A 16,192-nucleotide genomic window follows, 5' to 3' on the forward strand; every position below is an offset into this window, starting at 1 on the left:
AAGGTGGTGATCTGATCCTGCGCCTGCCCTGCCGCGCATCGGACCAGAGGTGGACGGGCCGGCCCCTGCACGGTCCGCTGGAGGTGAGATGTACCGGCTGATCGCTCTTCTGATGATCATGTTCGCCGCGACGGCGGCGGCGGCCGCGCCGGATCGGCCGGTTCGCGTCGCGATCGCGCGCCTCACCCACGGCCATGTCGGCGGACTTCTCGGTCGGCGCGCGATCGGCGACGTCGAGATCGTCGGCATCTATGAGCCCGATCGCGCCGTCGCCACGCGCTACGTGCGCGAGTATCACCTCGACCCCGCGCTCGTGCACGATCGGCTCGCACCGATGCTGGACGAGGTACGACCCGAGGCGGTGCTAGCGTTCGGATCGGTGGCGGAGCACCGCGCCGTGGTCGAAGCGGCCGCGCCGCGGCGGATCCACGTCATGGTCGAGAAGCCGCTGAGCTTCGCCGCGGCGGACGCCAAGGCCATGGCGGCTTTGGCACGGCGATACGGCGTCCGGCTGCTCACCAACTATGAGACCAGCTGGTATCCCAGCCGTAGCGCGCTCGGTCAGGCGCTCGCCGCCGGCAGCGTCGGCGCGATCCGCAAGGTGGTGTTCCGCGACGGTCATTATGGCCCCAAGGAGATCGGCGTCCCGCCCGAGTTCCTCGCCTGGTTGGTCGACCCGAGCGCCAACGGGGGCGGCGCCATCGTCGATTTCGGTTGCTACGGCGCCAATCTGATGACCTGGCTGATGCAGGGCAAGCCGCCGATCAGCGTCACCGCGGTAACGCAGCGGCTCAAGAGCGACCCGGTCTACGCGCGAGTCGACGACGAGGCGACGATCGTGCTGACCTACCCCGACGCCACGGCTGTCCTGCAGGCCTCGTGGAACTGGCCCGACCATCGCAAGGACATTCAGCTGTTCGGGGAGACAGGCGTGCTGTCGACGCCCGACGGGAAGACACTGGTGCTGCGGCGCCGCGGTGAGTCGACGGATCGCGTGCTCGCGACGCCGGCACGCGCGTTCACCGACCCGTTCGCCTTCCTCGCCTCCGCCGTCCGCGGGCGCGCCAAGGTGGACGAGACGGACCCCACGTCGCTCGACAACGCGCTCGTTGTGGCGCGCATCCTTGATGCCGCGCGTCGCTCGGCGAAGACCGGACGGACCATAACCCTGGATCAGGAGTAACGTCGCTCAGACGTCGCCGACCCGAGCACGCCCGTCCGGCCGCCAGGCCTCGGAAGCCCTCGGCGGCATCGACAGCACAGACGCGAGGCGCACGAGATGCGATCGCTTCGATCCGGTCTTGTCGTACGCGCGCGGTAAGTGCGTCTTGATCGTGCTCGGACCGACACCGATGGCCTCAGCCGCCTCGGCCACGGTCTGACCGGACGCGATCTGTCGAGAAGATGGAGCCTCGGCCGGAGTTAGATCATATCGACCTGAAGAGCACACCCGAAACGTTGGACAAGGTGCGCACGGGGACGGGTGTCCGCTCCCAAGCGTCACGGTTCATGATCGTGGACGCGAACGCCTCATGCCCGCAATCTTGAACCGAAGCCGGCCTGATCGGTTTCCTCACAATTAACAACTACGGCTTGTTGCAAAAAGACAACGGGTTACCCTTAGGTGTCAAGTACAGCGGCGAATGGATGTGGATTCGCCCGATCCTGTATAAGTATCAGCCATACGTCTTGGTAGATCCGCCTTAAAAGACTCAACGTGCTGCGGCTACGCTCCTTGTTATACCCGCTACCGACGAAGCGCCTGCATACGCCCCATTTCCTCGAACCGGCTAAGATACGCGCGCGTGAAGCGCGTGTGCCGGCGCCCCGATCGACGCAGCGCGCGCGACGAGGCTTGCGGCCATGAAGGTCGTGTCTTTAGCCATGAAACGGCGCGGCGTGGTGCCGAGGAAGCTGTTTGCATCTCGCAGGAAGTGCGAGGCGTCATGGTAGCTGCTGTCGATCCGATCGTAGCTCTGCATCCCGCTCGACGACAGCAGGCCTATGAACGAGCGGAGGAAGCGTGCGCGCCGAAGCAGCAGCTTGGGCGGCATCCCAAACGCATACGAAGCGACCCGGCGTAGCGTTGCCGCGGAGACAGCAAGCCGGTCCGCGGCGTCGGCGATCTCGATTACGCCATCCACAAGCATCAGTTCCGTGAAGCGTCTCACGATATCGTCGTAACGGTGCTCACGAGCGAACAGCGGTGCTAAAACCGCGTCCAACGTTGGGGCGATATCCTTCTCATCGGTGAGCGCAAGAAGATCGTCCAGAAGCCGCGCGGAGAGTACCGCGCTCGCACCTTCCCGCAGCGGCACCACCCGGTTATGGATTGCACTAGCGGATCCTGAGACCAGGCGGATCCAACCTAGCGCGGTCAGGCCAACGCCGACCTGGATACCGCCATGAGTAGTCGCGCGAAAGGCGCGGCTCGTTGGTCCGTATAGACTGACGATATCCACATCGAACCGGTGCCGTCGAAGCGCGATCGTCACCGGTCCCGCGTCGAGTAGCACGCAGATCATCGGCGGCGCCGGCAGGAACCAATTGATCATCTCAGCGCGGTCGCATGCCGCGTAGGTGGCGTAGCCGCTCACGGACTCGCGTAAACCGGCTGCGGGTAGGTCATAGCGTATTGCGAGGCCGTCCGGCATCGCAAACGCTTCTGAGGGTACACCAATCCGGTTCGTGCCGCCGCGAAGGTCTTCGGTTCTCATCCAGGCCAAATTCCAACGTGGACACCTGGACTAAGCGGCGCCGATCGCGGCAGTGCCCGCTGCGTTAACCTGCGGCAAGGCTCTTGGCTGCCGCCCCGGTGAGCCATCTCACTTCAGCCTGCCGCCTGATTGTCTCGATCTTGGACGCCCGTGCGCGTTGCGGGTCGGGCTGCAAGCCTCCAGCTCAGTGGATGGCGTTCTCTCTCTGACCAGATTCTACCCCAGGCGGTCGAACTTGAACGCCCGTGGATGATCGATGCGATCTCATCCCAACTCCGCGGGATGCCTCGCTCGTTCACGAACGCCCGATCCACTACGACCTTCGGTGACGTGGGTATCACTGCATCTGATCTGCGGCAATTGTCGGGGCGGCGGCTGGCGCCACGCCATCGGTGAGCTGGGTAGCTGCTAGCAGGAAGCTTGCCTTCATCTGCTGGCGCCGCTTCCCCGACGTCGAGCCTATGCAGCAAGCGAACGGGGTAGAAACTCGCCGAAGTCCGGCCAGGAAATTCTGGCTTACCTCGCTCACGCTGAGTTGAGCGCGGGCGAGATCGCGTCACGGTTCGAGATGTCCAAGCCCGCCGTGTCGCAGCACCTGTCCGTGCTGGAGAACGCCGGGCTAGTGGCCAGTGAGAAGCGTGGTCAGTTTGTGTTTTACAGGCTGGTGGCGGACAATCTTGCCAACACGCTCAACGCCTATGTCCAGGAGGTCTGCCCCGTGTCGCGCCCGCTCAAGGCGGAAAGTGCCGGTTTAGCGCGCCGGGAGACCGGCTCTGACGCCGCCTGATAGCAACGCGACACAACAGCGGCCACTTCAAGGTCACTGCCCGCCTTCCAGCTCCGGCCACTATTCATCTTCCGAACGCCTCCATCCGCGCGTCCCAGCAGCCTTCGCCGAGTGACAAAAAGGCGACTACCGCGTCATCGAACTTATTTCACGAACGCACGAAGATCGGCCAGCAGCAGATCGGGCTGTTCGAATGCCGCGACATGGCCGCCACGCTCCATGTCCGTCCAGGACCCGTCCTGTAGCTGTGTGCGGCGAGCGAGCGCGGCGGAAGTGGGAAGTCCGGACCGGGGAAGGCCGCGATCTCTGTGGGAACGGTGACGCGCGAACCGGCCGGGAAGACGTGAGAGCCTACCGGGTAAACAGAAAGCCTACGCCGATGAGAAAAATGGTGCCTTCAAGAAAGCCGATCAGCACGTTACCGGCGGCTCGCATGACGCCGACATCGAGCGCGCCCGCGAACCAGCGGATACCCACCAGCCAGTAGTTCACGACGGCCACCGAGACGAGCCAATGGCCGATCAGACGCGCGGTCGGATGCGGGTCGATGCCGAGACTGGTGCCGATGCTGACGCCGAGCGCGAAGACGGCGGCGGGATAGCATTGCTCGTAGAAGGGCTGCTGGAGCGAGGCGCGGTCGAGTTTCACGCCGCGGCGCCGCACCAGACGCGCTGCCAAGAAGAGCGGGAAAGCGGCGAACACGATCACCCGGAGAACGAGCGCGCTGGCGTTGTCGTTGATCAGGTCAGCGAGTCCATGATGGCTCGCGATGATCTTGTCGGTCTGCCCCAGCGCCGTGGCGACGGCATGCCCGAGCAGCAATGCCAGCGCGAGGAACAGCGGCGGGCTCAGCACGGCGCCGTAGCGTTCGTCGTCGGGGAGAGCAGCCTCGCGTTCGATCTCGCGCATGATGCCGATCGGACGGAAGATGGCGCGCCACAGCGTAAGTGGAAAAAAGAGCAGCCAACTCATGACCTCGTAGAGGAGCTCGTCGAGCGAGTTGAGCCACTTCATGAAGTCCATGCCTCACACTGAGCGACTGGCCGGTGCGGTGCAATATCTGCTTGCGAATCAGCGCCGGACGCTCTCACATTGATCGCGATCAAGGGGGAATAGCGACATGCCATGCCCTGTGTTCAAGGCGATGCTAGCTGGAGCCGCTATCGCGTTCGCGTTCCCGGCCCTTGCCCAGGGCGCGCTCGCCAGCTCGCCAACCGAGTTCGTCCACATGGCCGAGCGGCTCAAACCCGGCGAGTGGGTGTGGGCGCCGGGTGTCGCGCCCAATGGACAGGTCGTCGTCTACGTCGACCTCTCGCGCCAACTGGCGACCGTCTACCGTAACGGCGTCCGGATCGGGGTCAGCTCGGTCTCGTCCGGCAAGCCGGGGCACGAGACGCCGACAGGTGTCTTCACGATCCTCCAGAAGGACGCGAAACACCGCTCGAGCAAGTACAACAACGCGCCTATGCCGTTCCAGCAGCGGCTCACCTGGGACGGTGTCGCGCTCCACGCCGGCGGGCTGCCCGGCTATCCGGAGAGCCACGGCTGCGTGCACCTGCCGTATGGCTTCTCGCGCGAACTGTTCGGCATCACCTCGCTCGGTGCAACGGTCGTGATCAACGGCAACGCCGCGAGCCACGTCCGCAGCACCGAGACGAGCCTGCTCGCACCCGTCGATGCGAAGGGTCGCCGGGTCGAGCGCACGCTGCTCGACCAGCAGCAGTTCAGCTGGCAACCCGAACGGTCCATGAGTGGTCCGATGACAACCAGCGTCTCCAAGTCGGACCGGCAGGTGGTCGTGATGCGGGGTGGCGTCGAGATCGGGCGCAGCGTCGCGGCGGTGAACGACGACGATCCCGGCAGCCATGTCATTACGCTGACGAGCGCGCCTGATGGATCACCGCGCTGGGCATACATCGGCCTCCCCGGACATGGGGATGAGGCAGGACGCCCGCTCGACGAAGGCGTGATCAACCGGCTGCGCTTGCCGCGTGCCTTCTACGAGCAGGTCCGCGCCGCCCTACGGCCGGGCACGACCATCCTCATCACGCAGTCGCGGGTGGGCTCGAGCGGCGGAGAGCCGCTGACCGTGATGGACGCGGTGGTGCCGCAGCCGTGACGAGCGAACGCCCGGCCGGAGCCAGGCCGGCAAGCAGGGGAAATGCCATGACGATGACGAACGCCTCGCCACTCCTCGCCGCCGCGCTGCTGCTACCCGTGATGCCGAGCGCCGCCACGGCGCAGTCGACCGGTCTCGAGGACATGGTCGGCGCCCGTGCAGGACAGGGCGAGCTGGAGATCCGGCGTCGCGGCTACGTCGATGTGCGCGCAGAGCAAGGCGATGATCGCGCCTATACCAACTGGTGGAACACCGAGCGCCGCCAGTGCGTCACCATCGCCACGATGGACGGGCGGTACAGCTCGATCCAGCCGACCCTGCCGCCCGACTGCGGCAAGTCCGCGAAGGTTCGTCCGAACGCCAGTTACACCGGGCAACCCGCCACCCGGCCGCCTGCCGGCTACGAGCCCGATCGTGGCTACTCGCGCCCACCGGAGCGCCAGCAGGCTGCCCCGAGCTACGTGGGGAACGATGCGCCGATGGTTGATGGCCGCAACGTCGACCTCGGCCTGGTCTGCTTCGGCGATGGCAGCAAGGCAGGGATCGCCAGCGGCACGACCTGGACGTGGAATCGCGACAAGAACCGCTACGACTATGGCCGCTACAACGAGACCACCACGGAGGTGTTCGACGCCTCGCTGATGGTGCAGACGTGGGAAGGCGGCGGTCGCATCCGCCTGCCCAAGTTGCTCATACCGCCGCTGCACTCGGGCGGCGATAACGGCTGGTGGGACCTCCACGACGTGGTCGAAGGGCCAGACATCATTCGTGCGAGCTACCGCCTGAACGGGCTCAACAAGCCGACGCTGGTGATCGATCGTCGCACGGGACGCATCACCGTCGACGGCGCTGCCTCGTACAGCTTTCGCGGTACATGCGACACCATCGGCCACGAGGCGCGGAGATTCTAGCGGGCTGCTCGTGGCACCGTCATTATGGGTCGAGCTGGCGCTGTCGACGATCCTCGTGCTCGCGACCGCGCTCTTCCTGTATGGCCGAGCTCACCGGACCGCGGAGCACCTTCCCAGGCGAACGTCTATCTTGATAGGGGCTAGTACTCAAAGGTTTGACCCCGGCGGGCGTGAACACACCGAATGGAACCGCTCTAAGAGACCGCGGCGTCCGCCGCACCACGTCCCGCCCCCCCGGAGGCTCAACCTTTTGACAGCCTTGTCAGTGACGCGCCTGGCACGTCGTCGACAAAACTTTCGCCGGATCAGGGAGCCGGAACCGGAAACAGAAGCGCTCACGGCGCGCCAACGGTCTTAGTAGCAGCGAGTCGAGCTATCCACTCAGCCTTCATATCATTTCAGTGCCAACCGCCCGCATCCACAACGACATGTGGGAACACTCGTGGGAACTTAGAGTCAATCTAAGCAAACAACAGAGGTTTATTGCCAATTCTGGCGGCACGGTGGCGGTGATGTCAGTCTGATGCGAACTCGTCTCTACACGATGCACCTCGGCCTTGGTGGGCGACGGATCAGCTGGCGAGCGCCTGCCACTCAGCCAGCGCCGCGGAGCGGCGCTGCTTGTAGGTCTGGCGGTCCAAGGAGTGGTGTTCGTGATTGAAGTGGTTGTGGACATTCGCGTGTACCGAGGCGAACTTCTGTAACGTTCGCATCTGCCGGAACCGCAACATCGTCCGCTCTCGTCGCCTGAACGGTAGGTGCGAGTTCTCGACGCGATTGTTGTCCCAGCGCCCCACTTCCTGCTTCTCGCGGGTGCCGAGCCCGGTCAGAGCAGCACCATAAGAGCGCAGACTGTCGGTGGTGATCGCCTCGGGCGAACCGTTTCGCTTGAGCGCCTTCTCCATCAAAGCGACCGCAGCCTTCTTGTCACGGGTCTTAGTTACGTAGCTCTCGATCACCTCGCCCTCATGATCCACCGCTCGCCAAAGGTAGACCATCTCGCCGTCCAGCTTCACGTACACCTCGTCCAGGTGCCAGCATCAATGACGCAAGCCGCGCATGCGCTTACCCGCTGGCGCCGCACCTCGCCCGCGAACAGCGGACCGAACCTGTTCCACCAAAGCCTCACCGTTTCGTGGCAGATGTCGATCCCGCGCTCGAACAGCAGGTCTTCGACGTTGCGCATGGAAAGCGGTGAGCGCCCGCACATCAGAATCAACAACCGGATCACCTCCGGTGACGAGTTGAAGCAGCGGAACGGGCTAGCTAGCTGGCTTGCGCGGGCGAGGCATGGCCGTCCCCTACCCCGTCCCTTGCCGCAGGTGCATTAGCTTTGACAGCGCCTTCGTTTGTGCTCCGCTTTGCTCTTGCCGCACGCCATGCGGACCAGAAATCCGGGAACGCCCGGTACGGTGATGTCGACGCCCGAGGAGGCCTCGGCCAGTTAAGACGCGTTCCGGCACGACCCGTCGGCCGCACGACGCCGATGCTTCCGCGATGGTGCAGGTCTAGTCGAACGCGTCCTAGCAATCCTGACGAGTCGATCCTCTTCGGTTGGCCACGCTCGATCGATCCTGGAGCTTGCACGAGGCCTCCGTCAATCGGCTACGCCGAGGACGCCATCACCGACTGCGACGTCCGAGCGTCAGGCGCCGGCTTCTGAAAGGAGTGCTCTGGTGCCGCCGCTCTCGCGAACTCGCTCACGCCTCCAAGTATCGGATCCTCGCCGAACTCCGGAGCCGACATTCTGAGCAGAAACCATCCCACTCCCGAAAGGCCGTTCATGAGTTCCGGTCTGGAGGAAAGGGCATCGTTCCGCCTCCTGCGTTCCTCCAGGCGCCGCGCCAGCAGGGCGCCGCACCGTCCGGCCTGCTCCGCGAACTCGGAGGCGCCGGACAGAGCCAGGCAGTCGAGTGCGACGCTGCCAATGCCGGCTTGACCATGGCACAAGCCGATCGAGGCCCTGCCCTCGAGAGCAGCGCCGGCGACGCGTGCTGCTTGGAGCACGGCATCGATGAAGCCGTTCTCACCCGTTGCCCGCCCGAGACGAGCCAGGAACTGTCCTATGCCTACAGATCCATGGCATTGGGCGGCCATGTCCGACCCGGCGTCGGCGGCGCGCAAGCCCCATGACGATTCCGCTTCACCGGACCTGCGGGCCGAGAGCAGCTCCCCTCCAATCGTTAACGCCTCTTCGAGTGCGGCAGGATCGCGCGTGTGACGCCAGCACTCGAGCATTGCGTATCCGTGCCCCGCCAGTCCGTGCGCCAGACCGAGGAAGGGACGCGGTCGGCGGAGCAGGGTCGCGCCCTGCGCGGGAGTTTTCCTTTCCCGTCGAGAAGCTTCGATCAGCCGAGCGAGCGTCCGACGCCCCTCTTCAGCATATGAGCAGTCGCCGGTCGCCTGAGCCAAGTTCACGATCAGCAGAAGCCTTCCGGCCAGCCCCTCACCCAGGGAGGCGTCCTCCACCGCGATCCCCCTGATCCTGCGCCAGTGCAGATCGGCAAGCGAGACGTAGGATCGCTCGCCAAGGAGGCGCGACACGCACAGGTACGACCAACCGCAACCGACCTCGCCAACGTAGAGGCCCTGAAGCGCGCGCGGATGGGCCCAAGCCTCACCGGCTGTCCACCGAATGGCCGCGCGGGCGGCATCGGCGTAGGCGGCGACGTCCGTCGCGCGCCCAAGTCTGGCAAGGAACATCGCGATGCCGGCTGCTCCGTGGTAGAGATCGGCGCTGCAGTACCTTTCCCCGTCCACGTGCGAGGACCAGCACGTACCGCCATCGACGTCGATGCGGGTTTCGAGGAGGTGGTCTCCTATGCGCTTCGCCTCCTCAAGCGCCTGTGTTGCGGAAAGGGCGAGCGGCTGCGACGATCTCGACCTTTTCGCCCGCCCTTCCTGCGCGCTACCTGTGTCGTGACGAAGACTGCGAAGCGCCTCGAGCGCCGCCGCCGCTGTCGGCTGCCGGCGGCCCCTCGCGCCGAGGCAGGAGGACACCAGCTCCGCCAGACCAGCCGGACAGTCCGGCCTTCGGGCAAGAACGTCGCCGGCTTCGACGACGCCATCGCGAGGCGGATGAGCAAACGTCAGCAGCTCGAATGCTACTGCCGCCCAGGAAAACACGTCGTCCCTGACGTCCGGAACAAGGCCCTTCCATTGCTCGGGAGCGCAGTACGCGAAGGTGCCGCGCTCGCTTGGAGCCACTTCTCCGGTCGCAAGGTCGAAGGAGGCGCCGAAGTCTATAAGTCTAACTTGATGGCTTCCGCTCACCACCACGTTCTTGGGGCTGACGTCGCGGCAGATAACGTCAACGTCGTGGATGTCGCTGATCGCGACAAGCAGGTTCTCGGCTATGCAGATAATATCCTGGATGCCGAGAGCCTGCTCCTTTTCACGCGCAGAGTAGACCATCGCGGCCAACGTGACACCCTCGACGTACTCGATAGCCAGAAAATGATCTTCATCGACTTCGAACTCGTCGAAACACTGCGGCATCCTCGCCGTGCCGCCGTGTCGCCGAAGCAGAGCCGCCTCCCTGGAACCCCAGTCCGGCGCGAAGAGCCCCTGCTCGTCTCCGCCCGCCCACGCGCGGAACTCCTTCAGCACGCATCGGCGCGGCGGATCGGCATCAAGATCGATCGCAAGGAAGGTGCCGCCGCACGCCGAGGAGCCGAGAGGCTCCACGATGAGGTACCGTCCCGCAAACGGCGGGCTCCGAGAAGGAGGCGGCACGTAGAGCGACGCGGCCTCGAACGGATCGAGGACGCCCGCCGGAGGCGTGCCGTAGGTCGCGCCTCGACGATCGTCGATCAGAAGCCCTCGACAATCAAGAAGCGTCCCGCGCAGATATGGCGGCATGTCAGGTCTGGGCGCCTGGCCTATATCGACGAAGGCTCCATATCGGTAGTGGACGACGCTGTGAGGATTAAGACGCCGATCCGTCGGGATCCGCGGGCCTCGCGCGCCAAGAGTCGCTTCGTCGAGCGCCCGCGCGAGACGGACCGCCTGTGCGTCATCCGAAGGGTAGATCGTCAGGAACTTGCCCGCTTGGCTCAGGCCGTAGATCCCGTTGTTCAGCAGCAGCAGATCGACCTCGCTACCGACTACCTTCCAACTCACGCCCTCGCGCAGCAGGATGGCGAACACGCGCTCGAACACCCCCGACGCGGAACCCGGCGTCGCACTGACATGCAGTTTCCAACCCTGGCGAGGCGTGGGTCTCGAGGATAGATGCTGAACGAGGAAGATCGCCGACGAGCTCACCCAGGGACAACAGGACGTTATGAGATCATGCAACCTGCCGGGTGCGGAGTCGGCGATCCGCCTCGAGCTCATGGCCAGCAGCACTTCGTCACGCCGGCCGAGGTCACCTTGCTCGTCTTGCCCGAATTTGTCGCATTCGCCTCCACGACTTTGAGATATCGCGCCTGCGCGCCTTCATCTATGGCAGGGAGGAACGCCTTCTCGAACAAGCTCAGATCATAGTCGACCGATACGCCCGCCTGATCGACGAGACGCCTCAAGGCATCGCCGTCAGCGCAGCTCAAGGCGAAAAGTTCTACCGTGCTCAAGTCGAACTCAGCGAGGCCGACGACGGGATCCTGCCTGATCCGATCAGCGAAGCCCTTGTCGCTGGCGAGACGCTCAAAGACCTTTGTCAACGATTGCGACGTCATCGCATGCCCTCCATCGATGGACAGTCATTGGCTTTCGGCGCGAAGGTCCACCTCGGAGTTGTCAACCAACCAGCGAGCGCTTGTAAATAAGGTACGCTTAAGAGATGATCCTTTACGCGCGGGGAGATAACATCACGGAACTTGATCATCGTCAAGTCCGCTTCCACATGAGCGATTGCGCTGAAGATGCTCTAGTCCTCAGCAGTTTCGGTGAATCCGCCTCGTTCGGGTTTGTGAATTCTTTCACCCGTACCAGTCTGTGCGATCTGGCGGCGAGCCACTTCGTGAAAGGCTGGCTTCGTACGCCCGCTCTCCGAGCGCACCCGACAGACTTAGTACCAGCCAGGCAAACCTCGGTGGAGTCATGCTTTCGAGCCGATACCGGCGCGCCCGGCGACGCTGCACGCGTATTTCGCTCGCATCTGCCGCTGCGACGGCGGTACGAGAGACGCAGATTGAAGCTTCGATCAGCACCTGAGCACAGAGTCGCGACACCTATGCAGCGCATCGCACGCCGAGTGGTTTCCGCCATGCTCGGCGGCATCCTGGTCGACAGTTCGGCGTCCGGCATGGCGCAGGAACTGGCGCAACGGCCGGCCATCGCGGCGTCGAACGAGCGCCTTCGCTCATTGTCTATATCCCCAAGTGGCGCTTACGCCAGAGCGCGCCGGTGAGAGGAAGTAGCAACTCCCTCGCCGACTGCTGTGACAACATGGTTACGGTCGCGTTTCCTGTATCTGCGGCTCGAGACCGGTTCGCTCGCGTCGAGACCATCCCGCTCAACGAGAGAGCGATATCGAGATGCGTGCAGCGCGTCTTCAATGCTCACTCTTGGGCGCTTGCGGCCCCTACCCTCTCGTGGCGAGGACCCAAAACCGGTCACTCAGGGCCACCTGGCGCCCGCCCGACTTCGAGAGCTTGTTCATCTCGCCGCTCAAGCCGCCTTGGGCGTTCCGTGCAACTGTCCGGCAGGCCTAATTGGCAGGGAAGCAGCCTGTCCGCTTACGTGTCCAAACCGATGCTCCTACTCGCCGGCTTTACTGCAGCCACGAAGTCGAAGAAACCCCTGCTTGAGAACGCCAAATCACCAGATCCTGCAGAATCTCGAAAATGCATATATCCCGGCGCAGGATCTCCTCGCACAGGCACGTGATCTATGATGTTATAGGACGGATCGGTTGCGATGTACTGCCTGTTCCCAAAGGGGCGGGATCCCCCGTCAGGGCTCGGAGGTCTCCACCCCGGTACCGTAACATCCTCCGTTGACGCCACGTTTTGCAGGCCATCCGATCCACCATTCCAGGGTAGCCACCAAAACGTCCGGCCCGTCTTGCTGTAATGCACTGCCAAAGCAATGCGGCTCGGCCAATCCGGACCGCTCTCCACAGGGCGGAAGTAGGCAGTCACGCTTGAGTCGTTCCGCAAAGCATACTCCGCTCGCTCGACCGGGCAGGAGGTTGCCGACCATGCGGCACCTAACAGGATGCCCGTCATCCAATCCTCTCCTGTACTGCACGCGTTCTAACACCTGAACGACAGGCGGCAACCGGGAGGAGCGCGTAAGCGCTTACATGACGGAGATCGGGAGCTGCGGCCCCCTGCCCTCTCGTGCCGAGGACCCAACATCGCCCGTTCAGAGGCTCCAGCTCGCCTCCTATTTCCGGCGGTCCATCCGATGAAGGGACGGGGTACGTTGGCGAGTACGAAGCCCCGGCGCGACAGGCGGGCGCGGTGGTGCGCTGACCCGAGATCCGGGCGCGATCACGCGACAGGCTCAGCTGATAGCGTCGGGGCAGGTCATCTTAAGAGTCCTGCCGATGCTGCGCGCCGCCGCACTCACCTTCGGCTTACTGCTGCCTGCCGCGTGATGGCGCAAACACGCGCCGGTACTCGGTTCCGCCGAGATCCGGCACTCATGCGGGTGCGACAGGCGCATCTATGCGCTTCGCTGCTCAAACACTGATCTATGGCGCTAATGGACCTAATTAGAAGTCAGGTACCCTCTAAAGGCTTCCAAGCGGCAGCGCAGGAGTGCGGCATCGTGGAGATCCTTCAAAGGTTTGACCGAGCCCGCTGCTGGTGCAGCGGGGCCGAGGGCATAAGAGTCGATAGGTCACCGCCACAGCGGGGGCAGCGCTGCACTGCTTGGGGTGCTCCACGCTGGCCCCGCTGCCACGACGAGTGCCATTCCCGTCTGCCGCGGGATGTGTCTCTTCTAACTGACAGCAACATCCACGCCTCGGGCGCAGGCCTCATCGACCCGTACCTCTTGCTCGGCATGGATGAAAAGACAGGGGGGGACGTCAGCGAGGGTAAGTTTCACGCGGGCTGGCGTTCGCCAGACCCTACTGTCTGGATGGCTCGCTGGTAATGGTCGCATCCTCGTCATAGGCTAGTGGGATCAACGAGCTGCCGCGGCGAGGATCATATGGCGAAATGGGTTTTGGCATCTGCGTTTGCCTTGTTGGTCGAATCCGCAGCAAGTGGACAAATCCAGCCGACGAGCGAGGATGTCAGGAATTATCTGGAGGGATCGACTCACCGATCCTACCCTGAGGCAACGACGGTCGCATGGGAACGCGACCTCCGCGAGCACCTAGCACACGCCACTCCTGCGAAGGCCGCCGACGCGATTGCCGCGCGGTACGATATCGCCCCCGCCGTCATGCGGCACTTTGTCGCTGCATGGATCGTCGCGAAGGCCCGCCAGTACGGTCAATCTGAAGCATGGAAGCCTTCGCTGCGAGCCGAGCTACTGTCTATGGCTCCGGCCCTGCGGCGGGCGCCCATCGGATTGGCGGTACTGGCCGAAGCACTAGACGCGATCCACGATTGCTCCGCCGCGGATTTCACTGCGTTGCTCAGCGGTGCGCAGGACCGAGCCGCCGACGCCTATCGCATTGCCAGCGCTGCTGCATGTGACGACAACTTTACCCGCGCCGCGCTCGCTGCCCCAGATCGCGCCATGCCTACGCTGATCCGCATTGCCCACTGGGGCGGTCTGCCACCGCGTGATGCACTGCCCCTGTATTCCTGGCTGACAAGTCCTGCGGCGCTGTCCCGGGTCGCGGCACCAGACCGGATGGCTGTAACCGTTCTGCTTTGGCAGCGTTACCTGGAGGCGCTGCTCAAGGCCGGGCTCGACGTTCGAGCGCTTGCATTGTTCGACGGACTGTCGCTCGAAGTGCGTGCTGCGGTGCTGTCGCCAACTTATCGGTTGCCCGAACGGGTGGTAGTTGACGACATTCCGATGACCTTTTTCCATGTCGGCGGGACGACGGCCCTAAGTGCATCGGAATCGCTTGACGTAATGGCTGACACCTTAGCAGCGCTTGCCGATGATGCGGCGACTTTCGCCCCCGAAGATCGCAAGGTGATTAAGGAAGCAGTCGCGCCCCCGCCCATGCCTCAGACGGACGTCCTCGCGGACGAGGGCGCCACGTTGGCGCCCATCCTCCCCCTTGCGATGGCTCTTGCTGCGGCAGGCCGCGACGCCGAAGCCCGGCAATTGCTCAGCACCTTGCCAGGCCTAGCTGCAGCGAAAGCCGTCGCAAGCAACCTATATTCGCGCTCGGAGGGCGACCAGGCACCAGCCCCGAACACGTCTCGTCTGCCGATGAATGCCTTGATACTGGACCAGCTGCTGAACAACCCGGCGGCGGATCCATACCCGGTCGCTGAGGTGGTCTTGGCGGACGGGATGGGAAACGACACCCACGCTGGCGTTATAGTTCGATGCCGCCTGTTTCCCGCACAAGACTTCCCCGGCCTATGCGAAAAAGGAGAACCCAGCACTGCCTTAGACCTGGATCGGACTATCAGCAGCGATGCGAAAGTCGCGGCAAGCGAGGCGATGTTGCGGCGAGTGATCCCCGATTACGACGCTTTTCGAACGCCATTGCTGATGGAGGCTGGTCCGCAATCGCCGTCTCCACCTGCGCGCGCGGCACCGGTCAGTGTAGTTGCACCAACATCGCCGTTCATTGAGCGACCGATACCGTCAGAGCGGCGGGACCGCACCACCGGCATCTCGCCGATTGGCCTCGCTCCTCTGCCTGAGGGCTTTTCGCTCGTCCGCGCTGAGCGAGTCGGTCAGCGCGCCGTCGCAATCAGCGTCTCGCAAACGCTGGACCCAACCGGTGAGATCTCGGGCGGGGGATATTGGGTCCACTTATCGGCTGATGGAGGTCGCCAATGGGCGCCTCCGCTGTACACCGGCTTGGCCGAGCGCTTTCCCTACGTCGTGGCCCCGTCGTCTCGGCTGCCGCTGATCGAGGGCGATACGCTTACAATCGCCGTTGACGTGGCAGAAATCGATACCGCCACGATAACCTATCCGCCGGTGGGGCTTCGCACCCGCCGCCGCGCGCGCAATCTATATCTAACCTTGCCAATTGCCGAACTTCGCCGAGATAGCGATGGCGATGGCTGGACCGACATCGCTTCGCATCACTTGCTGCTCGACAGCCGTAGGGGCGCGGGCGGAACGCCGTTTGTCGTAGGCAGCGACCTCCAATCCGCCTGCACTACCACGCCGTCTCGTGAACAGCAGGCGCGCATCGGCCTCCTCAGTAAGCTGCTCGACCCGCGCGGAGCCGCAATCGTCGAACCCTTCGACCGACCGAACAACCAGATAGCCATCGGCACGCAGCGAGCTGCCGCCTCGGCGAGTCAGCCACTCTTTCTGCTGGGGCTACCTGAGGACTATAAGTGCCTGCGTCCCACCCGACCAATGATCATCTATAGCTCAAAGGACATAGAAGCACTTAAGCGCGGTGTTCCTGACTTCCACGCCTTCGAGTTGCCGTCGATCGTTTTCAATCGCGCCCACGATCGTGGGTTTGTGCGCTGGTCGACCGGATGGGCTGGCGGCACCTATAGAATGCGCTGGCTAAGCGGCAAGTGGGAGTATGAATCGATTAGTGATTGGGTAACATGAGGACATCGGGGAGGACATCTCGAAATGGGATGTCGGCGGC

11 protein-coding genes are annotated in these 16,192 nt (G+C 63.9%); 5 read left to right on the plus strand and 6 right to left on the minus strand.

The window, feature by feature from the left end; all coding sequences use genetic code 11:
• The first annotated feature begins 88 nt into the window (after positions 1-88).
• Positions 89-1,183 (plus strand): Gfo/Idh/MocA family protein, encoded by a 1,095-nt coding sequence (locus tag FHY05_RS02965; protein WP_183942887.1) that lies wholly within the window; start codon positions 89-91, stop codon positions 1,181-1,183.
• A 607-nt stretch (positions 1,184-1,790) separates the two neighbouring features.
• Here the strand turns inward: FHY05_RS02965 and FHY05_RS02970 are convergent.
• Positions 1,791-2,717 carry a hypothetical protein gene (locus tag FHY05_RS02970; RefSeq protein WP_183942888.1) on the minus strand — a complete coding sequence of 309 codons (927 nt, stop codon included), beginning with the start codon at positions 2,715-2,717 and terminating at the stop codon, positions 1,791-1,793.
• Positions 2,718-3,228: 511 nt separating this feature from the next.
• Between FHY05_RS02970 and FHY05_RS02975 the strand changes: the two genes are divergently transcribed.
• Positions 3,229-3,504: a metalloregulator ArsR/SmtB family transcription factor gene (locus FHY05_RS02975; RefSeq protein WP_260181154.1), complete on the plus strand. Its 276-nt coding sequence runs from the start codon at positions 3,229-3,231 to the stop codon at positions 3,502-3,504.
• A 351-nt stretch (positions 3,505-3,855) separates the two neighbouring features.
• Here the strand turns inward: FHY05_RS02975 and FHY05_RS02980 are convergent, their stop codons facing one another.
• Positions 3,856-4,527: a hypothetical protein gene (locus FHY05_RS02980; RefSeq protein WP_183942889.1), complete on the minus strand. Its 672-nt coding sequence runs from the start codon at positions 4,525-4,527 to the stop codon at positions 3,856-3,858.
• A gap of 97 nt (positions 4,528-4,624) precedes the next feature.
• Here FHY05_RS02980 and FHY05_RS02985 point away from each other — a divergent pair, with 97 nt between their 5' ends.
• Both FHY05_RS02985 and FHY05_RS02990 read left to right on the plus strand, forming a co-directional pair.
• Positions 4,625-5,623 carry a L,D-transpeptidase family protein gene (locus FHY05_RS02985; protein WP_260181102.1) on the plus strand — a complete coding sequence of 333 codons (999 nt, stop codon included), beginning with the start codon at positions 4,625-4,627 and terminating at the stop codon, positions 5,621-5,623.
• Complete coding sequence (locus tag FHY05_RS02990; RefSeq protein WP_311732353.1) at positions 5,620-6,534, plus strand: hypothetical protein; 915 nt, start codon at positions 5,620-5,622, stop codon at positions 6,532-6,534. Before FHY05_RS02985 ends, FHY05_RS02990 begins: the two co-directional genes overlap by 4 nt.
• 572 nt (positions 6,535-7,106) lie before the next feature.
• Here FHY05_RS02990 and FHY05_RS02995 read toward each other — a convergent pair.
• The 4 genes from FHY05_RS02995 to FHY05_RS03005 form a co-directional block, all read right to left on the minus strand.
• Positions 7,107-7,550, minus strand: coding sequence for a DDE-type integrase/transposase/recombinase (locus FHY05_RS02995; RefSeq protein WP_311732354.1), 444 nt, complete (start codon positions 7,548-7,550; stop codon positions 7,107-7,109).
• Positions 7,547-7,756, minus strand: coding sequence for a hypothetical protein (locus FHY05_RS22375; protein ID WP_260181103.1), 210 nt, complete (start codon positions 7,754-7,756; stop codon positions 7,547-7,549). Before FHY05_RS22375 ends, FHY05_RS02995 begins: the two co-directional genes overlap by 4 nt.
• Positions 7,757-8,139: 383 nt before the next feature.
• Positions 8,140-10,695, minus strand: coding sequence for a lanthionine synthetase LanC family protein (locus FHY05_RS03000; RefSeq protein ID WP_183942890.1), 2,556 nt, complete (start codon positions 10,693-10,695; stop codon positions 8,140-8,142).
• A 173-nt stretch (positions 10,696-10,868) separates the two neighbouring features.
• Complete coding sequence (locus FHY05_RS03005; protein WP_183942891.1) at positions 10,869-11,213, minus strand: hypothetical protein; 345 nt, start codon at positions 11,211-11,213, stop codon at positions 10,869-10,871.
• Positions 11,214-13,641: 2,428 nt separating this feature from the next.
• On the opposite strand from FHY05_RS03005, the gene FHY05_RS03010 reads away from it, so the two are divergent.
• Entirely contained in the window at positions 13,642-16,152 is a 2,511-nt protein-coding gene (locus FHY05_RS03010; RefSeq protein WP_183942892.1) for a hypothetical protein, read from the plus strand.
• Positions 16,153-16,192 lie beyond the last annotated feature (40 nt).

It is taken from the genome of Sphingomonas sp. BK580 (genome assembly GCF_014194975.1).
In the GTDB taxonomy this organism is placed as follows: Bacteria; Pseudomonadota; Alphaproteobacteria; order Sphingomonadales; family Sphingomonadaceae; genus Sphingomonas.